This window comes from Streptomyces sp. NPDC096105 (genome assembly GCF_044763335.1).
Taxonomy (GTDB): Bacteria; Actinomycetota; Actinomycetes; order Streptomycetales; family Streptomycetaceae; genus Streptomyces.
Genome location: NZ_JBIWGC010000014.1, coordinates 97084 through 117856 on the forward strand (window position 1 = coordinate 97084; position 20773 = coordinate 117856).

20 protein-coding genes are annotated in these 20773 nt (G+C 72.3%); 8 read left to right on the forward strand and 12 right to left on the reverse strand.

Annotation, left to right across the window (positions count from 1 at the left end; genetic code table 11):
- Nucleotides 1–328: 328 nt before the first annotated feature.
- Nucleotides 329–2035 carry a glycerol-3-phosphate dehydrogenase/oxidase gene (locus ACIQ8B_RS21910; protein WP_403548906.1) on the reverse strand — a complete coding sequence of 569 codons (1707 nt, stop codon included), beginning with the start codon at nt 2033–2035 and terminating at the stop codon, nt 329–331.
- Between the two features lie 348 nt (nt 2036–2383).
- Between ACIQ8B_RS21910 and ACIQ8B_RS21915 the strand changes: the two genes are divergently transcribed.
- Nucleotides 2384–3592, forward strand: a complete 1209-nt coding sequence (locus ACIQ8B_RS21915; protein WP_403548908.1) for a nucleotide sugar dehydrogenase — start codon at nt 2384–2386, stop codon at nt 3590–3592.
- A 356-nt stretch (nt 3593–3948) separates the two neighbouring features.
- Here ACIQ8B_RS21915 and ACIQ8B_RS21920 read toward each other — a convergent pair whose 3' ends face one another.
- The 4 genes from ACIQ8B_RS21920 to ACIQ8B_RS21935 form a co-directional block, all read right to left on the reverse strand.
- Nucleotides 3949–5073, reverse strand: coding sequence for a GuaB3 family IMP dehydrogenase-related protein (locus ACIQ8B_RS21920; protein WP_106412855.1), 1125 nt, complete (start codon nt 5071–5073; stop codon nt 3949–3951).
- Between the two features lie 126 nt (nt 5074–5199).
- On the reverse strand, nt 5200–6705 hold the full coding sequence (gene guaB / locus ACIQ8B_RS21925) for an IMP dehydrogenase (protein WP_106412856.1): 1506 nt from the start codon (nt 6703–6705) through the stop codon (nt 5200–5202).
- 174 nt (nt 6706–6879) lie between these two features.
- The gene (locus ACIQ8B_RS21930) at nt 6880–7467 is read right to left on the reverse strand and encodes a sigma-70 family RNA polymerase sigma factor (RefSeq protein ID WP_093767456.1); all 588 of its coding nucleotides are present in this window, start codon (nt 7465–7467) and stop codon (nt 6880–6882) included.
- A 657-nt stretch (nt 7468–8124) separates the two neighbouring features.
- Nucleotides 8125–8736 (reverse strand): response regulator transcription factor, encoded by a 612-nt coding sequence (locus tag ACIQ8B_RS21935; protein WP_003948568.1) that lies wholly within the window; start codon nt 8734–8736, stop codon nt 8125–8127.
- A gap of 381 nt (nt 8737–9117) precedes the next feature.
- Here ACIQ8B_RS21935 and ACIQ8B_RS21940 point away from each other — a divergent pair, with 381 nt between their 5' ends.
- Nucleotides 9118–9450, forward strand: a complete 333-nt coding sequence (locus ACIQ8B_RS21940; protein WP_006130727.1) for a WhiB family transcriptional regulator — start codon at nt 9118–9120, stop codon at nt 9448–9450.
- 50 nt (nt 9451–9500) lie between these two features.
- On the opposite strand, the gene ACIQ8B_RS21945 is transcribed toward ACIQ8B_RS21940, so the two are convergent.
- The gene (locus ACIQ8B_RS21945; RefSeq protein ID WP_290009972.1) at nt 9501–10397 is read right to left on the reverse strand and encodes a LysR family transcriptional regulator; all 897 of its coding nucleotides are present in this window, start codon (nt 10395–10397) and stop codon (nt 9501–9503) included.
- Between the two features lie 92 nt (nt 10398–10489).
- On the opposite strand from ACIQ8B_RS21945, the gene ACIQ8B_RS21950 reads away from it, so the two are divergent.
- The 3 genes from ACIQ8B_RS21950 to ACIQ8B_RS21960 all read left to right on the forward strand — a co-directional run bounded on the left by ACIQ8B_RS21950 (nt 10490) and on the right by ACIQ8B_RS21960 (nt 12637).
- Nucleotides 10490–11170 carry an MOSC domain-containing protein gene (locus ACIQ8B_RS21950; protein WP_290009975.1) on the forward strand — a complete coding sequence of 227 codons (681 nt, stop codon included), beginning with the start codon at nt 10490–10492 and terminating at the stop codon, nt 11168–11170.
- Between the two features lie 126 nt (nt 11171–11296).
- Nucleotides 11297–12070: an SDR family NAD(P)-dependent oxidoreductase gene (locus tag ACIQ8B_RS21955; protein ID WP_403548912.1), complete on the forward strand. Its 774-nt coding sequence runs from the start codon at nt 11297–11299 to the stop codon at nt 12068–12070.
- Between the two features lie 198 nt (nt 12071–12268).
- The gene (locus tag ACIQ8B_RS21960) at nt 12269–12637 is read left to right on the forward strand and encodes a hypothetical protein (RefSeq protein ID WP_403548914.1); all 369 of its coding nucleotides are present in this window, start codon (nt 12269–12271) and stop codon (nt 12635–12637) included.
- Nucleotides 12638–12687: 50 nt separating this feature from the next.
- Here the strand turns inward: ACIQ8B_RS21960 and ACIQ8B_RS21965 are convergent, their stop codons facing one another.
- Nucleotides 12688–12972: a hypothetical protein gene (locus ACIQ8B_RS21965; protein WP_403548916.1), complete on the reverse strand. Its 285-nt coding sequence runs from the start codon at nt 12970–12972 to the stop codon at nt 12688–12690.
- A gap of 127 nt (nt 12973–13099) precedes the next feature.
- Between ACIQ8B_RS21965 and ACIQ8B_RS21970 the strand changes: the two genes are divergently transcribed.
- On the forward strand, nt 13100–13987 hold the full coding sequence (locus ACIQ8B_RS21970; RefSeq protein WP_403548918.1) for a septum formation family protein: 888 nt from the start codon (nt 13100–13102) through the stop codon (nt 13985–13987).
- A gap of 12 nt (nt 13988–13999) precedes the next feature.
- Here ACIQ8B_RS21970 and ACIQ8B_RS21975 read toward each other — a convergent pair whose 3' ends face one another.
- Complete coding sequence (locus tag ACIQ8B_RS21975; RefSeq protein ID WP_403548920.1) at nt 14000–14593, reverse strand: hypothetical protein; 594 nt, start codon at nt 14591–14593, stop codon at nt 14000–14002.
- 184 nt (nt 14594–14777) lie between these two features.
- Between ACIQ8B_RS21975 and ACIQ8B_RS21980 the strand changes: the two genes are divergently transcribed.
- Both ACIQ8B_RS21980 and ACIQ8B_RS21985 read left to right on the forward strand, forming a co-directional pair.
- On the forward strand, nt 14778–16142 hold the full coding sequence (locus ACIQ8B_RS21980; RefSeq protein ID WP_403548922.1) for a putative T7SS-secreted protein: 1365 nt from the start codon (nt 14778–14780) through the stop codon (nt 16140–16142).
- Nucleotides 16139–16906, forward strand: a complete 768-nt coding sequence (locus tag ACIQ8B_RS21985; protein WP_403548924.1) for a hypothetical protein — start codon at nt 16139–16141, stop codon at nt 16904–16906. The genes ACIQ8B_RS21980 and ACIQ8B_RS21985 overlap by 4 nt, the downstream gene beginning before the upstream one ends.
- A 7-nt stretch (nt 16907–16913) precedes the next feature.
- Here the strand turns inward: ACIQ8B_RS21985 and ACIQ8B_RS21990 are convergent, their stop codons facing one another.
- The 4 genes from ACIQ8B_RS21990 to groES all read right to left on the reverse strand — a co-directional run bounded on the left by ACIQ8B_RS21990 (nt 16914) and on the right by groES (nt 20636).
- Complete coding sequence (locus ACIQ8B_RS21990) at nt 16914–17219, reverse strand: hypothetical protein (protein WP_403548926.1); 306 nt, start codon at nt 17217–17219, stop codon at nt 16914–16916.
- An 83-nt stretch (nt 17220–17302) separates the two neighbouring features.
- Nucleotides 17303–18358, reverse strand: a complete 1056-nt coding sequence (locus ACIQ8B_RS21995; RefSeq protein WP_403548928.1) for a hypothetical protein — start codon at nt 18356–18358, stop codon at nt 17303–17305.
- Nucleotides 18359–18548: 190 nt separating this feature from the next.
- Nucleotides 18549–20177 carry a chaperonin GroEL gene (gene groL, locus ACIQ8B_RS22000; protein ID WP_290009988.1) on the reverse strand — a complete coding sequence of 543 codons (1629 nt, stop codon included), beginning with the start codon at nt 20175–20177 and terminating at the stop codon, nt 18549–18551.
- Between the two features lie 150 nt (nt 20178–20327).
- Complete coding sequence (groES, locus tag ACIQ8B_RS22005) at nt 20328–20636, reverse strand: co-chaperone GroES (protein ID WP_006130737.1); 309 nt, start codon at nt 20634–20636, stop codon at nt 20328–20330.
- Nucleotides 20637–20773: the final 137 nt, after the last annotated feature.

Below are 20773 nucleotides of genomic sequence, written 5' to 3' on the forward strand. Positions count from 1 at the left end.
CCTGACAGAGCCTTCATTGTCCCTCACGCGACAAGTGCCTGACGCCCAGGGTGCCTCTGTCCGTCCATCGGACACGGCGGGCGGACAGGCGGGGGAACAAAGCGTTCCTCCACCTTGCCGGACGGTTCCCGACATAGGGGGAACCCAAAGCGCACCGTTTCGGTCACGCTTGGGCCATCCTGACACACCGTCGCCCGGGTCGGCGGGCGTGCGGGGAGGCGGAACGCCCGGTCGGCGCCGGTCCCGAACCGGCCGCGCACCTGGCCGGGTTCCGCCCTCGCGCGCCGGGGAGCGGCCCCGCGGCCCGTGGGGAACGCCGCCGGCCGGTCTACAGCGGCACGATGTCGGGAGCCCCCAGCCGGGCCGCGTCCGCGGTCAGGTCGTCGGGCTGCCGCTGCGACTCCCGCTCGGCCTCCACCCGCTTCTCGTAGTGCCGCACCTCGCGGTCGGTCTGGTCGGCGTCCCAGCCCAGCACGGGCGCCATCAGCCCGGCGGCCTCGCGCGCGCTGCGCGTGCCCCGGTCGAACGTCTCGATGGATATGCGGGTGCGCCGGGTCAGCACGTCCTCCAGGTGCCGCGCGCCCTCGTGCGAGGCGGCGTAGACGACTTCGGCGCGCAGGTAGTCGTCGGCGGACCGCAGCGGCTCGCCCAGGGAGGGGTCGGAGGCGATGAGGTCCAGCACCTCCTCGGCGAGCGCCCCGTACCGCTGGAGCAGGTGCTCCACCCGGACCGGGTGCAGACCGGTGCGGGCCGCGGTGCGCGCGCGGCCGTTCCACAGCGCGTGGTAGCCCTCGGCGCCCACCAGCGGCGTGTCCTCGGTGACGCAGTCCGCCACGCGCATGTCGAGTCCGTGCACCGCGGCGTCCACGGCGTCCTTCGCCATCACCCGGTACGTCGTGTACTTGCCGCCCGCCACCACGACCAGGCCGGGGACGGGGTGGGCGACCGTGTGCTCGCGGGACAGCTTGCTCGTGGCGTCCGACTCCCCGGCGAGCAGCGGGCGCAGCCCCGCGTAGACCCCTTCGACGTCGTCCCGGGTGAGCGGCACCGCGAGGACGGAGTTGACGTGCTCCAGCAGGTAGTCGATGTCCGCGCTGGACGCGGCCGGGTGCGCCTTGTCGAGGTCCCAGTCGGTGTCGGTGGTGCCGACGATCCAGTGCCGGCCCCAGGGGATGACGAACAGCACGGACTTCTCGGTGCGCAGGATGAGCCCGGTGGTGGAGTGGATGCGGTCCTTGGGCACGACCAGGTGGATGCCCTTGGAGGCGCGCACGTGGAACCGTCCGCGCTCGCCGACCATCGCCTGGGTGTCGTCGGTCCACACCCCGGTGGCGTTGACCACCTGCTTGGCGCGGATCTCGTACTCGCCGCCGCCCTCCACGTCCTGCACCCGAGCGCCGACGACCCGCTCGCCCTCGCGCAGGAAGCCGGTCACGCGGGCGCCGTTGGCGGTCATGGCGCCGTACGCCGCGGCCGTGCGCACGAGGGTGAGCACGAAGCGGGCGTCGTCCATCTGGGCGTCGTAGTACTGCAGGGCGCCGACCAGCGCGTCCTTCTTCAGGCAGGGGGCGACGCGCAGGGCGTGACGCCGGCTCAGGTGGCGGTGCGCGGGGAGGCCCCGGCCATGGCCGTGGGTCATCGCCATGGTGTCGTAGAGCGCCACGCCCGCCCCCGCGTAGAGCCGCTCCCAGCCCCGGTGCTGCAACGGGTAGAGGAACGGCACCGGGCGCACGAGGTGCGGGGCGAGCTTCTCCAGCAGCAGGCCGCGCTCCTTCAACGCCTCCCGGACGAGGGCGAAGTCCAGCATCTCGAGATAGCGCAGGCCGCCGTGGATCAGTTTGCTGGAGCGGCTGGAGGTGCCCGACGCCCAGTCACGCGCCTCGACCAGTCCCGTGGACAGGCCGCGCGTCACCGCGTCGAGCGCCGTGCCCGCGCCGACCACGCCGCCGCCCACCACCAGCACGTCCAGCTCGCGCTCCGCCATGGACGCCAGTGATCCGGCGCGCTGCGCCGGCCCCAGTGTCGCTGTCCTCACCGCTGCCTCCCGCTCATCGGTCGCATCGGCCGCACCCGTCGGGCGAAGCCCGGTACCTCACCCTCATGCCCAGATTCTGACCGGGTTGTCCGACTTCAGCCACACACCGCCTCAGGCTGTGGACGACCACCGGGCCGCAGGCTGTGGACAACCGCGCGGCCACGGGCTCACGCACGGCCCCGCCGGAAACACCGCGGGGCGACCGCGCGGAACGACTCACCGAAAACCAGCCCATCAATCCCGCATATCGGTCATATTTACTCCTAGTCTGACATTGCGCTCGCCTGTCCAGTTCACAGCGCTTGCGCCCCTGTCGCACTCCGGCTATTGGGAAGGACGGTCCACGCCATGCCCGCAGATCTCGCCGTCATCGGACTCGGCCCGTTCGGACTGCCCCTGGCCCAGGCCGCCGTCGCCGCCGGCATCCCCACCGTGGGGTACCGGACCGGCCCCGAGCCCGGCTCCCTCAGCCCCGCCGAGCAGCGTCGCATGCTCGCGCAGGGCTTCCGGGTCATCACCAGCGCGGCCGAGCTCGGCCGGGTGCGCACCGCCGTGATCTGCGCCCCCACCCCGCCCGCGGCGGACGGCGGGCTCGACCTCGGCCAGGTCGAGGCGGCCGCCCGCACCCTCGCCGCGCAGCTCCGCCCGCACACCACGGTGATCCTGGAGTCCCCCGTGCCGCCCGGCACCACGGAGGGCCCGCTGCTGCGCCTGCTGGAGTCCGGGTCGGGCCTGCGCGCGGGCCGCGACTTCCACCTCGCCCACTGTCCCAGCCGCGTCGACCCCGGCAGCCGCGACTTCACCCCCGCCAACACCCCGAAGGTCATCGGCGGCCTCACCCCCGCCTGCACCGAGTCGGCCGCGGCCTTCTACGGCCGCATCACCGACAAGGTGGTCCGCGCCCGCGGCCCGCGCGAGGCCGAGACGGTGCAGTTGCTGGAGACCAACTTCCGGCACGTCAACATCGCCCTGGTCAACGAGATGGCCGCGCTCTGCCACGACCTGGGCATCGACCTGTGGGACGTACTGCGCTGCGCGGAGACCAAGCCCTTCGGCTTCCTCGCCTTCCGCCCCGGCCCCGGCGTCGGCGGCCACACCGTCCCCCAGGACCTCACCGCGCACGCCGGCCGCACCCTGCGCATGGCGGAACTGGCACAGGAGGTCAACGGCCGCATGCCCCGCTACGTCGTGCAGCGGGCCGCCGCGCTGCTCAACGAGCACGGCAAGTCGGCGCGCGGCGCGCGCGTGCTGCTCCTCGGGGTCACCTACAAGGCCGATCTCGCCGACCTCCAGGGCAGTCCCGCGCAGGAGATCGCGGTCCGCCTGATGGAGCTGGGCGCCTCGGTCAGCTACCACGACCCGCACGTGCCGTCCTGGACCGTCCTGGACCGCCCCGTCCCCCGCGCGGACTCCCTCTACGAGGCCGTCGCCGACGCCGACCTCACGATCCTGCTCCAGCAGCACCGCACGTACGACCTCCAGGGCCTGTCGGTCAAGGCCCAGCTCTTCCTGGACACCCGGGGCGCGACCCCTGCGGGGGCGGCGCACCGGTTGTGAGAGGGGCGCGCGGCGGGCCTCCGTGTCACCGGTACTGCTGGTGGGCGAAACGCCGCGCGAGCACGGTGGACACAGGTGGAGCCCACCGCAGAGGGCACCGCGGCAGGCTCCGGGATGGTTCACGGGTGTCCGCCCCTACTTCTTCCGAGGGCGGCCGCTCACCATCCGAAACATCCGCAGGATCCACCTCCTCCGGCACTTCACCGTCCGCCTCGGCCGGGTCCGCCGGCGCGGGCAAGGTCCCGGCGCGACCGTGCGCTCCCGGGCACCGCGTGCGCCCGTCGGACATGCGAAGGGGCCGGCCACCCGTTCAGGTGACCGGCCCTCTCGGTGCCGTACGGGAGCCCGTGCTGCGGTTACCGGCGGTGCTGGGAGTCCGCCACCGTCACCTCGACGCGCTGGAACTCCTTCAGCTCGCTGTAGCCGGTGGTGGCCATCGCGCGGCGCAGGGCGCCGAAGAGGTTCATGGAGCCGTCGGGGGTGTGGGACGGGCCGGTGAGGATCTCCTCCAGCGTGCCGACCGTGCCGAGGTCGACCTTCTTGCCGCGCGGCAGCTCCTCGTTGACGGCCTCCATGCCCCAGTGGTGGCCGCGGCCCGGCGCGTCGGTGGCGCGGGCCAGCGGGGAACCCATCATCACGGAGTCCGCGCCGCAGGCGATCGCCTTGGAGATGTCGCCCGACCAGCCGACGCCGCCGTCCGCGATGACGTGCACGTACCGGCCGCCGGACTCGTCCATGTAGTCGCGGCGGGCGGCGGCCACGTCGGCGACCGCGGTGGCCATCGGCACCTGGATGCCCAGCACGTTGCGCGTGGTGTGCGCGGCGCCGCCGCCGAAGCCGACGAGGACGCCCGCCGCGCCGGTGCGCATCAGGTGCAGGGCGGCCGTGTAGGTGGCGCAGCCGCCGACGATGACCGGGACGTCGAGCTCGTAGATGAACTGCTTCAGGTTCAGCGGCTCGTGCGAGCCGGAGACGTGCTCCGCCGACACCGTCGTGCCGCGGATGACGAAGATGTCCACGCCCGCGTCGACGACGGCCTTGGAGAACTGGGCGGTGCGCTGCGGGGAGAGCGCGGCGGCGGTGACGACGCCGGAGTCGCGCACCTCCTTGATGCGCTGCCCGATCAGCTCCTCCTTGATGGGAGCGGCGTAGATCTCCTGGAGGCGGCGGGTGGCCGTCTCGGCGGGCAGGCCGACGATCTCGTCCAGCAGCGGCTGCGGGTCCTCGTGGCGGGTCCACAGGCCCTCGAGGTTCAGCACGCCGAGGCCGCCGAGCTCGCCGATGCGGATCGCGGTGGCCGGCGAGACCACGGAGTCCATGGGAGCGGCCAGGAACGGCAGCTCGAAGCGGTAGGCGTCGATCTGCCAGGCGATCGAGACCTCCTTCGGGTCCCGCGTACGGCGGCTGGGGACGACCGCGATGTCGTCGAAGGCGTACGCCCGGCGGCCGCGCTTGCCGCGCCCGATCTCGATCTCAGTCACGTCTGTGGCCTTTCCCTGTTGCGTTGCAGCGCCATCCAGTATCCCCGACGGCCGCGGCGCCCACCGCCCCGGACGTACGGCGAGGGCGGCCCCGGTGGTCCGGAGCCGCCCTCGGGAAGCCCGCCGCTACTGGCGGCTGTAGTTCGGTGCCTCGACCGTCATCTGGATGTCGTGCGGGTGGCTCTCCTTGAGGCCCGCGGAGGTGATCCGGACGAAACGGCCGTTGGTCTGGAGCTCGGGGACGGTCTTGCCGCCGACGTAGAACATCGACTGGCGCAGGCCGCCGACGAGCTGGTGGACGACGGACGACAGCGGGCCGCGGTAGGGCACCTGGCCCTCGATGCCCTCGGGCACCAGCTGCTCGTCGGAGGCGACGCCCTCCTGGAAGTAGCGGTCCTTGGAGAACGACTTGCGATCGCCGCGGCTCTGCATGGCACCCAGCGACCCCATGCCGCGGTACGACTTGAACTGCTTGCCGTTGATGAACAGCAGCTCGCCCGGCGACTCCTCGCAGCCGGCCAGCAGCGAGCCCAGCATCACCGTGTCGGCGCCCGCGACGAGCGCCTTGGCGATGTCGCCGGAGTACTGCAGACCGCCGTCGCCGATGACCGGCACGCCGGCCTCCTTGGCCGCCAGCGCCGCCTCGTAGATCGCCGTGACCTGCGGGACGCCGACGCCGGCGACGACACGCGTGGTGCAGATGGAGCCGGGACCGACACCGACCTTGATGCCGTCGCAGCCCGCGTCGACGAGCGCCTTGGCGCCGTCGCGGGTGGCGATGTTGCCGCCGATCACGTCGACGCCGGAGGAGTTCGACTTGATCTTGGCGACCATGTCGCCGACCAGCCGGGAGTGGCCGTGCGCGGTGTCGACGACGATGAAGTCGACGCCCGCCTCGATCAGCGCCTGGGCGCGCTCGAAGGCGTCACCGGCGACACCGACCGCGGCGCCGACCAGCAGGCGGCCCTCGGCGTCCTTGGCGGCGTGGGGGTACTTCTCGGCCTTGACGAAGTCCTTGACCGTGATGAGGCCCTTGAGGACGCCGTCGTCGTCGACCAGCGGAAGCTTCTCGATCTTGTGGCGGCGCAGCAGCTGCATGGCGTCCGGGCCGGAGATGCCGACCTTGCCGGTGACCAGCGGCATCGGCGTCATGACCTCGCGCACCTGGCGGGTGCGGTCGGTCTCGAAGGCCATGTCACGGTTGGTGACGATGCCGAGCAGCTTCTTGTTGCCGTCGGTCACCGGGACGCCGCTGATGCGGAACTTGGCGCACAGGGCGTCCGCCTCGGCGAGCGTGGCGTCCGGGTGGATGGTGATGGGGTCGGTGACCATGCCCGACTCGGACCGCTTCACCAGGTCGACCTGGTTGGCCTGGTCCTCGATGGACAGGTTGCGGTGCAGCACGCCGACGCCGCCCTGGCGGGCCATCGCGATGGCCATGCGGGACTCGGTCACCTTGTCCATGGCGGCGGACAGCAGCGGGATGTTGACCCGCACGTTCCTGGAGACGTACGAGGCGGTGTCGATCTCGTCGGGTGCCATGTCCGACGGGCCCGGCAGCAGCAGCACGTCGTCGTAGGTCAGCCCGAGTGTCGCGAATTTTCCGGGCACTCCGTCGACGTTGGCAGTCATGACACCTTCCCCAAATGGCCTTGATCGGTGCGGATGTCCATGCTAACGGGAAGCGTGGGTGTCTCATTCCACGGTTCCGCACGGTCCCCGGCTTCGTATGTTCCTACGGGAACGGCTGATCGTCCGTTCCCATGCGTGACGCGTGTGCGCGAAGAGGCTGCGCGGGGACGGGCGTTACTGCTCCGCCAGGGCCCGCAGCCGGCTCAGCGCACGGTGCTGCGCCACCCGGACCGCGCCGGGTGACATTCCCAACATCTGACCGGTCTCCTCCGCGGTGAGCCCCACGGCGATGCGCAGCAGGATCAGCTCGCGCTGGTTCTCGGGCAGGCTGGCCAGCAGTTTCTTGGCCCACTCGGCGTCGCTGCTGAGCAGGGCGCGCTCCTCCGGGCCGAGCGAGTCGTCGGGCCGCTCCGGCATCTCGTCGGACGGCACGGCGGTCGAACCGGGGTGCCGCATGGCGGCGCGCTGGAGGTCGGCGACCTTGTGGGAGGCGATGGCGAAGATGAACGCCTCGAAGGGCCGGCCGGTGTCCTTGTAGCGGGGCAGCGCGAGCAGCACCGCCACGCAGACTTCCTGGGCGAGGTCCTCGACGAAGTGCCGGGCGTCGCCCGGCAGCCGGGACAGACGGGTACGGCAGTAACGCAGGGCGAGCGGGTGGACGTGGGCGAGCAGGTCGTGCGTGGCCTGCTCGTCTCCGTCGACCGCGCGGTGGACGAGCGCACCGATCGCCCCGTGGGCCGTGCCCGCCTCGTCGTCGCGCATCGGTCCATGGTGCCCTGCGGACGTCCGGTCCGCGGCACCGTGTCCCTGGTTGTGCACCGAAGCGTTATGAGCAGGTGCGCCGGAACTCATCCCTTGCGCCCTCCCCTTCCGCTCGATCGACTCGTCCCCGAGGAACTCCACACCTCAAGGATGCGGCATCCGCCGCGAAACGAGCAGTGGGTCCTTCCCGGCCGCGGCGAACACCACGTCCGGCCTGTGCGCCGGCCCGCGCGGCAGGCCCTTCGCGGGCCCGCACAGAGAGGGCCCGCCCACCGGACACGGGGCTCGGGCGCGGGAGTGCGCCGGTTCCGGCACGCCCCGGCCGGCATGCGGCGCGACGAGGCGTGCGACACACGAGCGTGCGGGAGGTCAGGGCTGCCGGCGGCCGGCACGCTGCCGTCCGCGGAGGACGCCTGCGTCCGTACGCAGACCGCCCGTACGGCCACCGCACCGGCCGGCGTCCCGCACGGAACGCGCGGCGCGGCGACCACGACCGGGAACCGGATCGCCGCCCGGCTCCGCTCCGCGGGACCCGGACACCGCGTCCGGCGGGGCAACCGCTCACCGGATCGAGGTCCGGATCCGCATCGGCATCCGGCCCCTGCGCCCGCGAGGCGCCCCGCGTCCCGGCCGGCCCGGTCCGAGGGACGGGTCGGCCTACCGCACCAGACCCCACCGGAACCCGAGCGCCACCGCGTGGGCCCGGTCCGAGGCGCCGAGCTTCTTGAAGAGACGGCGCGCGTGCGTCTTGACCGTGTCCTCGGAGAGGAACAGCTCGCGGCCGATCTCCGCGTTGGAGCGGCCGTGGCTCATCCCCTCGAGCACCTGGATCTCACGCGCGGTGAGCGTGGGCGCCGCGCCCATCTCGGCCGAGCGCAGCCGGCGCGGGGCGAGCCGCCAGGTCGGGTCGGCGAGCGCCTGCGTGACCGTGGCGCGCAGCTCCGCCCGGGAGGCGTCCTTGTGCAGGTAGCCGCGGGCCCCGGCGGCCACCGCGAGGGCGACGCCGTCCAGGTCCTCGGCGACCGTGAGCATGATGATGCGTGCTCCGGGGTCGGCGGAGAGCAGCCGCCGCACTGTCTCGACGCCGCCCAGACCGGGCATGCGTACGTCCATCAGAATCAGGTCCGAGCGGTCGGCGCCCCAGCGGCGGAGCACTTCCTCGCCGTTGGCCGCCGTCGTCACGCGCTCGACGCCGGGCACGGTCGCGACCGCGCGGCGGAGCGCCTCTCGGGCAAGCGGGGAGTCGTCGCAGACGAGGACGGAAGTCATGGCCGCCCTCCGCAGCTGATGCGCGTCACCTTGAGCCTCCAGGCTGGTACGAAATCGACACCTGTGCGGTCGACCGTCTCGGACGCCCGCCCGAGCGCTTGTTCCTTCAACCGCCTCGCACTCTCAACGACGGTCACTCGAAAGAGTTACGGGGCCGTCTGCCATCTTCGGCACTCTACGTGAGGAGGTGCTCACGGTGGAGACACGCGCGGCGCACCCCCGGACTTTCACCACAACTCATGCCCCATTCAGACCCTTTTCTTCCCTTTCATCAGTGTCCAGAGCTAAATTCGCAATGAGTCATATTTTCATCTCCTTTGATCGCAGTTGTACGGTTGTGGACACCGGATCCGCCCAGTCACGGCTACAAGGGGTCACGCAATGGCAGATTTCTCCCGCCTTCCCGGACCGAACGCGGACCTGTGGGACTGGCAGCTCCTGGCTGCCTGCCGCGGGGTGGACAGCTCGCTCTTCTTCCACCCGGAGGGCGAACGGGGCGCCGCCCGCAGCGCACGTGAGAACTCGGCCAAGGAGGTCTGCATGAGGTGCCCGGTGCGCGCCGAGTGCGCCGCACACGCGCTGGCGGTGCGCGAGCCGTACGGCGTGTGGGGCGGCCTGACCGAGGACGAACGCGAAGAGCTGATGGGGCGGGCGCGCAACCGGCTGGTGTCGGCGTCGGGCGCCGGCGGACACGCCACCGCCTCGAACACCTGAAGGAACGTTTCTCTAAAGAATCCCGGGCACGCCCGCGTGCCCTTGGGGCGTCACCTGGCGGCGGCCGCCGCCAGCTTCTCCAGCGTCGCGGTGACCGCGGGCACCTGGGCGAGGTCCGGCAGGGTGAGCGCGACGATCTCCCGCCGCACGGCGGGTTCCAGGTCCACGGTGCGCGCACCGCGCGGCCGCAGCGACTCCAGCGCGAGCTGCGGCAGGACCGCGACGCCGAGCCCCGCGCCGACCAGACCGGCGACCGCCGGGTAGTCGTCGGTCGCGAAGTCGATGCGCGGCGTGAAACCGGCCGTCTCGCACACCTCGACGAGCTGGCCCCGGCAGCGCGGGCAGCCCGCGATCCACGGCTCCCCCGCGAGTTCGCCGATGGCGACCGACCCCGCCCGCGCCAGCCGGTGCCGTTCCGGCACGAGTCCCACCAGCCGGTCCGACAGCAGCGGCCGTACCACCAGGTCGTCCCACTCCTCCCCGCCCGCCGCGCCCTCGTACCGGAAGGCGAGGGCGATGTCGCAGTCGCCCTCGCGCAGCATCCGCACGGAGCGGGGCGGTTCGGCCTCCTCGAGTGAGACCCGGGTGCCGGGGTGGGCGTCGCGCAGCGCGGCGAGGGCGGTCGGCACGAGCGTGGAGCTGCCGCTGGGGAACGACACCAGCCGCACCCGCCCCGCGCGCAGTCCGGCGATGGCCGCGACCTCCTCCTCGGCAGCGGTGAGCCCGGCGAGGATCCCCGCCGCGTGCCGCACCAGCGCCTCACCGGCCTGGGTCAGCCGCATCTCACGGCCGGAGCGGATGAGCAGCGGCGTGCCGACGGACGTCTCCAGGGCCTTCATCTGCTGGCTGACGGCGGGCTGGGTGCATCCCAGTTCACGGGCGGCGGCGGAGAAGGAACCGGTGGAGGCCACGGCGCGCAGCACGCGGAGGTGGCGGGCTTCGATCACCCTGCCAGGATACGCACAGGGATAAGTACGCCTTTGATCAAGAGGAAATAAACACGTCGACGCTTTGATGTGCATGCCTTACCGTGCACCGCATGAAGCTTCTGTCTGTGAATCTGGGCCGGCCCCGGCCCGTCCCGTACACGGGCCAGCGTGACGGCCTGACCGGCATCGACAAGCGTCCGGTGGACGGGCCGGTGCGGGTGGCCGCGCCCGGCCCGAAGGGCGCCGGCGGGAGCGGTCTGGCCGGTGACGCGGTGTGCGAGACGCGGCACCACGGCGGGGACGACCAGGCGGTGTACGCGGTGGCCCGCGAGGACCTCGACGAGTGGGAGCGCACGCTGGGGCGCGCCCTGCCCCACGGCTCGTTCGGCGAGAACCTCACCACCCTGGGCGTCGACGTCTCCGGCGCGCTGATCGGCGAGCACTGGGCCGTGGGACCCGAGGTCGTCCTGGAGGTCACCTCAGGACGCATCCCCTGCCGCACCTTCCAGGGCCACCTGGGCGAGGACGGCTGGGTCAAGCGGTTCACGGAGCGGGGCGCGCCGGGAGCGTACTTCCGGGTGATCACCCCCGGGGAGGTGCGCGCGGGCGACGCCGTCCGCATCGCCCACCGCCCGGACCACGACGTGACGGTGGCCCTCCAGTTCCGCGCGGTGACGACGGAGCGCGCCCTGCTCCCCCGGCTGCTGGCGGCGGGGGACGCGCTGCACCCGGAGGTGCTGAGGATGGCGCGGGAGCACGTGGAGAAGTCGGGTGCGACCGCCGAGGTCTGACCGCGAGCCGGCCCCTGCTCGGTCGGCCCGGCGCCGGCCCGGCGGGGCCGCACGGCCCGGTGGCGGCCCGGCGTCGGCCCGGACCGCAGAGCGGACGTCTCCGCTCCGGGTAACTACTCTTGGGCCATGACAACGGCTCTGATTACGGGATCGACGGCGGGGATCGGTGCCGCGTTCGCGCGGCGGCTGGCGGCCGAGGGGCACGACCTGGTGCTCGTGGCCCGGGACACCGCCCGGCTGCGGGAACAGGCGACCGAGCTGCACGACCGCCACGGCATCGAGGCGGAGGTGCTGACCGCCGACCTCGCCGAGGACCAGGGCATCGAGGCGGTGGAACGCCGGCTCGGCGACCGCAGGAACCCCGTCGACCTGCTGATCAACAACGCCGGGTTCGGGCACAAGGGCCGCTACCTCGAGGTCCCCGTGTCCGACGAGCTGATGATGCTCAAGGTCCACTGCGAGGCCGTGCTCCGGCTGACGTCGGCGGCGGTGGAGGCGATGCGGGAGCGCGGACGCGGCGGGGTCGTGAACGTCGCCTCGACCGCGGCGTTCGTGCCGCGCGGGACGTACGGGGCGTCGAAGGCGTGGGTCGTGCAGTTCACCCAGGGCGCGGCGCAGGACCTGGCCGGTCACGGCGTACGCCTGATGGCGCTGTGCCCCGGCTTCGTGCGCACCGAGTTCCACCAGCGGGCCGGTATGGGCACGGACAACATCCCCCGGTGGATGTGGCTGGACGCGGACAAGGTCGCCGCGGCGGCGCTGGCGGACCTCGCCCGGGGCAAGTCGCTGTCCGTCCCGGACCCGCGGTACAAGGTGCTGCTCGGGGCGTCGAAGCTGGTCCCGCGGAACCTGCTGGGCGGCATCTCCTCGAAGACCGGCCGCAAGTACGGGCCCCGCTGACGGCGGAGGGGACACGGGTCTCCCCCCGGGAGGTGAATGGCCGTGACCGGCCCAGTCCGCGGTCTCGGCACCCTCGCCCTTGGCCTCGTCCTCGGCATCCCCCGACGGTGCCCGTGAAGCCGTCGAGGCCTATGTGCGGGCCCTCGACCCCCGCAGCGCCGCCGAGTTGGTCCCGGCCGGGGGTGCCGAGGACGAGGAGTGGTCCCGGCAGGAGGCTCCCGCCGGCTCGCGGCCGGTCACACCCCCGGCGCCGTCCGCACGCACATCCTGCGCGGCCTCCCCGACGACGGCGCTCCGGTCCACCGCCCCGGCGGCCTTCTGCGCCACCTGCTCCATGACGTGCCGCCCGCACCCAGCGGCGCGTCCGCCGCCGAACGGCCCGCCCCTGCGCGCCCGTCCAGCCGACTCGCGGCCCTCCGTGCATGCGAGGGCGGCCACGTACAGGCCACGCTCTTCCGGCCGGCCGGTGAGGAAACCCTCTGCCGCCGCTGCCCCACCTCACCACCACCCCGTGCCGGTCCGCTGGACAGCGGCACGGTGGCGCACCGGCTGAAGGAACAGGTCTGAGCGGAGCGGGAAGGCCGCCGCAGAACCTGAGCGGCTCATGGGCCGGCGGCTCACGGGTCGCCGTCGAAGTGCTCGCGGAGCTCGTCGTCGCAGTCGTGTCCGGTGTCGGCCGAGCCGTCGGCGAAGGCCACGAGGGCGTGGCCCGTGTCCTCGTTCCCGAGTTCGGCCAGCCGGGCCTCGATCTCCGCGATGCGGTCGGCGCAGCTCGAGCTGGTGGGCGTACCGCCGGAGGGCGGGGAGCCGGTCAGCGCGTCGGTGGCGGCGAGACCGGCCACGCACACCACCGCCCACGCGACGAACCGGTTGCGGTACTTCCTCCGTCCCGGCTCGGGCATGCAGGCATCCCAGGCACCTCGACGGCGCGCTGAAGCGGCGGTGTTACAACCTTTCCGGACCTCCGCGTGTCACAGGCGCAGGGGAGGTGAGGCCTCCCCGCGCATCGCACCGCAGGTTGGAGACACCATGGCCGTCCGTGCCCCGTACCGTTCACTTCGCGGCCTGTCCGCCGTCGTCGCCGTGCTCGCGGCCGGTGCGGTGGGGTGCTCGGACGTCTCCGAGGCCGTCGACAGCGCCAAGGACGGCGCGAAGAAGGCCGCCCGTCAGCGTTCGGTGTTCTCGCTGGACGTCGGGGACTGCTACAACCCGAACGGAAAGGCCGAGGGCGAGGCGTACCTCGTCGAGATCGTGCCCTGCGACGAGGCGCATCAGGGCCAGGTGGTCGGCGAGTTCGCGATCCGGCAGGGAGGGAAGTTCCCCGGCGAGGACACCGTCACGACGATCGCGGACACCCGCTGCCCGGCCGAGGCGCAGAAGTTCGCCCCGGACACCTGGGTACTGCCCCAGGGCGTCGGCCTGTCGTACTACACCCCGACCGCCGAGAGCTGGGCGACGAACGACCGGTTGGTGACCTGCACGTACAGCACGGAGAAGGGCACCTTCAAGGGCTCGCTGGACACCGCTGAGTCCTTCGAGCCCGACCAGCTCACGTTCCTGAACGGGTCGAACGCCGTCTACGAGGCCCTGTGGGCCCACCAGCCCGTGACGGACGACGTCGAGGCCGCCCTGAAGGACTACAAGGCGCAGGCCAAGGCCGTCGCGGAGGCTCTCGGCACGCACGTCGAGGAACTGGACGGCATCGAGGGCACCGAGGTCGGCAAGCTCCGGACGACGCTCGCCAAGGCGGCGGATCAGTGGGAGAAGGCCGCGAACGCCCCCGACGCCGACACCTTCTACCTCGCCTACGACCAGGCGTTCACCCTCATCGACCCGAACAAGACGGTTCCCGCCCGCAAGGAACTGGGCCTGGCCACCACCGTCCCGGCCGAGGACGCGGAAGTCTGGGCGAGCTGAGGCCGCCCCGGCTCACGCCGGCGGCCAGGTGATGCCCGCCTCCTGGAGGACGCGGCCGTACCTGTGGCGCCGGCGCCGGGCGATCAGCAGGCCCAGAGCCCACAGGACGGCGAACAGGAGCCAGATGCCGGCGCAGATCAGCACCGCTCCCCGGGAGAAGCCCGCCTGGAAGAGCGGGACGAGCATGACCAGCGGGAGGAGCAGCAGCACGAACAGTCCGCGGCGCCGGTGCGTGCGGCTGTAGTCGACCATGATGCGGGCGTGGAGGAGGTCCACCTCGCGCCGCGCCTCCGGCAGCGGTTCCAGGCGGCGCGCGCCGGGACGCATGCCCGGCAGCGGACCGCCGTTCAAGGCGTCCGGATGCAGCGCGGCAGCCCGCGTTGCCCGTTCCGCCGCGTCCGGCATCCTCCGGAACGCGAAGTACGGGTTCGGGCTGCCCTTGGGCGAGAGCGGGGACAGCCCGTCGTACCGGTAGCCGTACTGCTCGACGACGTACGCGAACGCTGCGAACTGCCGCCACGACCGCTGGGTGTGGCGGACGTCGTACCGCTCGGCGCCGCGCGCGCCCTCCCGCAGCAGCGCCTTGAGCTGCGCCTGCAGCAGCATCTCGCCTCCTGGTCGGTCCGGCCGCCGTGCCGCGCCGGTACGACGTCATGATCGCGTGACGATGTGACGGCGGCGGTGGCGCGGACGTTCGTCGCGTGGATAGCTTCCTATCACCCGAACGGACCGGTTTCCCAACGCGGGCACCGGTCCTGCGACACGACGCACGACTCGAGGGGGACATCCAGTGGGCTCGTCGAAGTACCCCGCTCTCGGTTTCGATCCCGCACCGGGAGACCTGGAGACCGTCCGGCTGATGGTGAAGGCCATCGGCCGGGTCGACCGGGAGAGCGGCACGGCGCAGACGCAGCTCGGCAGGATCGGGACGTCCGACGGCATCTGGGCCGGTCAGGCCGCCGACACGTTTCTCAAGTCCGTCGACAAGATCCCGCCCTACCTCAAGCGCGCGCTCGACTCCCTCGGCTCCGCCCACCGTGCCCTCGCCGCCTGGGAAACCAGCCTCGACCGGTTCCAGGCGCGGGCCCGCGCCCTGGAGGAGGAGGCCGTCGCCGCGGAGAAAAGGGTCCGCACCGCCAAGGGCGCCCTCGACGGCCTGCCGGACGACACCTCCTCGATGTCGGACGACGAGAAGGACGAGCACGAGAAGACCGCGAAGAACAAGCGGCGGGCCTACGACACGGCCAACGGCGAGCTGGAGGCTGTACGGGGCCGTGCCCGCACCCTGCATCTCGAGTACATCGCCGCGGCGGACACCACCGCCCGGGTCCTCAGGGACGCCGCGGACGACGCCCCGCCGGAGCCCGGCTGGTTCGACGACCTCGTCGACGGCCTCACCGAGTTCCTCTCCGACGCGTGGGACACCATCACTGACCCCAATTTCTGGAAGCTCGTCGGTGACCTACTCGCCGACATCGCCATGGTCATCGGCGTGGTGTGCCTGGTCGCGCTGATGCTCGGCACCGGCGTGGGCGCGCTCGGACTCATCGGCTTCCTCGTGGGACTCGGCGCGCTGGCCGCGCACAGCGCTGCCATGATCGGCGGCGCCGAGGGCGTGACCTGGGAGACCCTCGCCTGGGACGCGCTCGGCGTGGTCGCGGGAGGGGTGGGCCTGGCGGGCGCCAAGCTCGCCCAGGGCGGACGGCTCCTGGTGCAGTCCGGCCGGTCGCTGCGGGCGGCCGAGGGCTTCATGGCGACGCTCGGCAGGATCGGGCCGGGCGGCTGGAGCAACCTCGCGAAGATACCCAGCGGCATGGCCAACTCGATGCGCGGGCTCGCCATGGCCGGCCGCGGCTGGGTGCACGTCGCCACCGGGACGGCCCTCGACATCACCGGCACCGTCACCGGGGTCGGCTTCGCCGCCGGCTCGAACGCCAACGACGGCCGCTGGACGGACGGCGACTGGAACGTCTCGGACATCCCCGTCGCCGGCCCGATCGCCGGATTCGCCGCCTACGAGCCGCCGGACGACGAGCCCACCACCCTCGCGCCAGGACCGCTGGGCACCCGGTTCGACCCGGCCGCCACGCTCACCGCGGCCGGGGACAGCTTCACCAGGCATCTGGACCGGTCGGCCCTCGGGACCGCCGCATGACCGGGAGCACGGTCGAGGCAGCGGACGGCAGGCAGGTGCCCTACGCGTTCCGCTGCACGATTCCCGACGAGTTCGTGCGGCTTCCCGACCCCGGCGCCGTCGACGGCTGGTACGAGTCGCTGATCCGGCTGGTCCCCGACGCCGACGAGACGCACCTGGCCGCGGTCGCGCAGCAGCTGCGCGCCGCCCAGCCGGGGCTGTCCCGGGGCGGCGAGGAAACGGTCGACATGACCGCGCTGTGCCTGGGCACCGAGGACGTCGGGGGCGAGGAGCGTCTGTCGATGGGGCTGCTGGCGGTGACCGTGCGGCCGAGCGGACACCGCGACCGGCTGCTGACCGCCGAAGGAATCTACCGGGCCAAGGAACGCAGGTTCTTCTCCCGGGAGAGCGACCTGCGCGAGCTCGACTTCCCGCTCGGCAAGGGCGTGCAGGGCCGGCAGGACATGGTGCTCGCGGCCAAGCTGCCGTGCGGCCCGGCGGTGATGTCGACGTCCCTGCGGATGGTCACCCTGCCGGCCCGCCTGGTCGCCGAGTCCGGCCTCGGCGACATCGCCGCCGACCTCGCCCCCGGGGAGACCGTACGCCCGCGGCTGCCCATGGCGACGCTGCAACTGGTCGTCCCCGCCCCGCGCGACTACTGCGTGTACGTGACGATCTCCACGCCGTCGGTGTTCCTGCTCGACTCCTACGGCGCGCGGCTGGCGCAGATCGGGCGCACCTTCACCTTCGACGCGCCGGCTCGGGAGGGCCCGGACTTCGAGTGACGCGCGGCTACTGCTTTCCCTCGGCGCGCTTCTTGCGCAGTTCCTCCGCCAGCTTCCGGTCGAGCCCGGTGAACTCGTCGGACGCCTTCCGCGCGAACTTCGACACGCCCTTGGTCAGCTTCGCCAGCTCCCCGAAACCGTAGTTCCAGGAGTCGGCGAAGTCGTCGCAGGCCGACTCCATGCCGCTGTGACCGATCTGCCGGGCGTCGGCGTGCTTGAGCTCCTTGGACGCTGACTTCATCTGGCCGCCGCTGGTCTCCAGCGTGTCGGCCATCTCCAGGACCTCGTCGCTGGCGAACTTCAGGAACGACACCTTTCGCCCTCCTCTCCTCGACCGCCGGTCCGGACATGATGCCCCAGCCGACCGGAGTGGACCCCGGACTCGGATTCGGGAGCCTATTCACCCCCGCCTCCGCCGCCCCCGTCGCCCCCTCCCCCGTCGCCGCTTCCGCCGCCTCCGTCCCCCGCGTCCCCGCCGTCGCTGCCCCAGCCGTCGCCGCCGCCGGGTTCGTTGTCGTCGCGGCCGCGGCCGAGGTTGCTGAACCAGGGAAAGTCCCAGCCGTCGTCGCCGGTGTCGCGGCGCGGGTCGGCGGAGCGGAAGCGGGCCAGGCCCGTCGCGTCGCCGAGGCCGAAGGACACCGCGACCGCGTGGGCCATCACGGCGTCCAGCGGGTCGGGGCTCTCGTGGCGGACGTCGGCCAGCGGCAGCAGCAGGGCGCCGGGGGCGGGGGCCGTCCCGCGGGGCGGCCGGGTCAGCAGGGCGACCGGTGTCTCACCCCGCAGCAGCCAGGAGCTCGCCGCGTCCCCCCGGCGCAGGGTCCACTGCCGGTCGGGCAGCCGGATCTCCACCGCGCTTCTGGACTTCCGGAACTTCTTGCGCAGCACGAGCCGGGCGACGGCGTCCCCCACGGTCAGGACCAGCCCGGTGTCCGTGTCGGAGGTGCTGCTGCCCCGAAAGCCGTACGGCGCGCGCAGGCGGACGGCGGGGGCGTACGGGCCCCAGACGTCGACGCGGACCTGGCGGCGGTCCACGGCCACCGCGATCGGACCGGCGGGGCCGTGCGCGTAGCGGCGGGCGATCCACAGCGGTACGCCCTCCTGCCGCGCCCGTGCGGCGAGGGCGGCGACCTGCCCGGGGCCGCCGCAGCGGCGCACCGCGAGTTCGCCGAGCGCGCGGGCGAAGGCCGCCGCCTGACGCACCCTCAGGGGTACGCAGGTGCCGGTCGCCCGGGTGACGGGGACCAGGCCGGCGCCCTCAGGGAGTGCCTGCAGGGGACGTTCCGCGCCTCCGCCGCCCAGCCAGGCGCCCCGCAGAAACGCTTCGGCCATGGCGGCGAGGTTCAGTTCCTCCAGCGGGGTCGTCCGGCCGCCGCGGCACAGCGCGTGCTCGGTGAGCCGCACGGTGCGCGCGAGCGGGTTGCGGGAGCGTTCCCCGTACCGCACCTGGTCCATCGCCGTCCCCCTCTCGTTTCGGCCGCCGTGTGCTCAGACTCCGGTCGGGCGTGGTGCGGTTCCATGATCGGGCGGGGCGGGACAGGGGACGGCGCAGGGGTACCGCGGCGGGGTACGGCGGAGGCCCGGCAACCGCCGTCCGTGCGGACGGGGCGCCGGGCCTCAGCTCGGGTTCTGGCGACTCGGGTCGTCAGTGGGCGTGGCCGTGGCCGTGGCCACCGGCGGCGGCCGGCTCTTCCTCTTCCTTCTTCTCGACGACCAGGGTCTCGGTCGTGAGCAGGAGGGAGGCGATGGAGGCGGCGTTCTCCAGGGCGGAGCGGGTCACCTTGACCGGGTCGATGACGCCGGCCTTGACCAGGTCGCCGTACTCGCCGGTGGCGGCGTTGTAACCGCTGCCCTTCTCCAGCTCGGCGACCTTGGAGACGATGACGTAGCCCTCGAGGCCGGCGTTCTCGGCGATCCAGCGCAGCGGCTCGACGGCGGCCTTGCGGACCACGGAGACACCGGTGGCCTCGTCGCCGGTCTTGTCGAGGTTGTTCTCGAGGACCTTGACGGCGTGGACCAGCGCGGAGCCACCACCGGAGACGATGCCCTCCTCGACCGCGGCGCGGGTCGCGGAGATGGCGTCCTCCAGACGGTGCTTCTTCTCCTTCAGCTCCACCTCGGTGGCGGCGCCGACCTTGATCACGCACACGCCGCCGGCCAGCTTCGCGAGGCGCTCCTGGAGCTTCTCGCGGTCCCAGTCGGAGTCCGTGGTCTCGATCTCGGCCTTGATCTGGCCGACGCGGGCCTCCACGTCCTCCTTCTTGCCGGCGCCGTCGACGATCGTGGTGTCGTCCTTGGTGACGGTGACGCGGCGGGCGGAGCCGAGCACGTCCAGGCCGACCTGGTCGAGCTTGAGGCCGACCTCCTCGGAGACGACCGTGGCGCCGGTGAGGACCGCCATGTCCTGGAGCATCGCCTTGCGGCGGTCGCCGAAGCCGGGCGCCTTGACGGCGACGGCGTTGAAGGTGCCGCGGATCTTGTTGACGACCAGGGTGGACAGGGCCTCGCCCTCGACGTCCTCCGCGATGATCAGCAGCGGCTTGGAGGCGTTGGCCTGGATGACCTTCTCCAGCAGCGGCAGCAGGTCCGCGATGGCGGAGATCTTGCCCTGGGTGATCAGGATCTGCGGGTCGTCGAGGACGGCCTCCATGCGCTCCTGGTCCGTCACGAAGTACGGCGACAGGTAGCCCTTGTCGAAGGCCATGCCCTCGGTGAAGTCCAGCTCCAGGCCGAAGGTGTTGGACTCCTCGACGGTGATGACGCCGTCCTTGCCGACCTTGTCCATCGCCTCGGCGATGAGCTCGCCGACCTGCTGGTCCTGGGCGGACAGCGCGGCGACGGCGGCGATGTCGGCCTTCTCGTCGATCGGGCGGGCCGAGGCGAGCAGGTCCTCGGAGACCGCGGCGACGGCGGCGTCGATGCCCTTCTTCAGGGCGGCCGGGGAGGCGCCGGCGGCGACGTTCTTCAGGCCCTCGCGGACCAGGGCCTGGGCCAGCACGGTGGCGGTGGTGGTGCCGTCACCCGCGATGTCGTTGGTCTTGGTCGCCACCTCCTTCACGAGCTGCGCGCCGAGGTTCTCGTACGGGTCCTCGATCTCCACCTCGCGGGCGATCGTGACACCGTCGTTGGTGATGGTGGGGGCGCCGAACTTCTTGTCGATGACGACGTTGCGGCCCTTGGGGCCGATCGTCACCTTGACCGTGTCGGCAAGCTTGTTGACGCCGCGCTCGAGGGCGCGACGGGCGTCCTCGTCGAACTTCAGGATCTTCGCCATGGCAGCGGGAGCCCTCTCGGAAATCTAGGTGAAATCACTGCGCCCCTGGGCCACCCGGCTCCTTGTCGGATGCTGGGGCCAGGGGCGCAGTGTTCGAGCAGAAGTACTTGCTACGAGGTCGAGTCGTCCGGGGCAGGCCCCGGGGTCCCCTTACTTCTCGACGATCGCGAGGACGTCGCGAGCCGAGAGGACGAGGTACTCCTCGCCGTTGTACTTGACCTCGGTGCCGCCGTACTTGCTGTACAGAACGACGTCGCCGACCTTCACGTCGAGCTCGACGCGCTTGCCGTCCTCGAAGCGGCCCGGACCGATGGCCAGGACGACGCCCTCCTGGGGCTTCTCCTTCGCGGTGTCCGGAATGACCAGGCCCGAAGCCGTGGTCTGCTCGGCGTCGAGCGGCTGGACCACGATGCGGTCCTCGAGCGGCTTGATGGCAACCTTGGAGCTGGCGGTCGTCACGATCCGACCTCCCCCTTCGGAGATCTCACGGGGTTAACTGTCTGAGGTGGCGACCAGGTCGATCCGTCGTCGCGGGTGCCGGACCTGCCCGTCGCGTTGTTGGCACTCTCCAGGGGGGAGTGCCAGACCTGAGACTA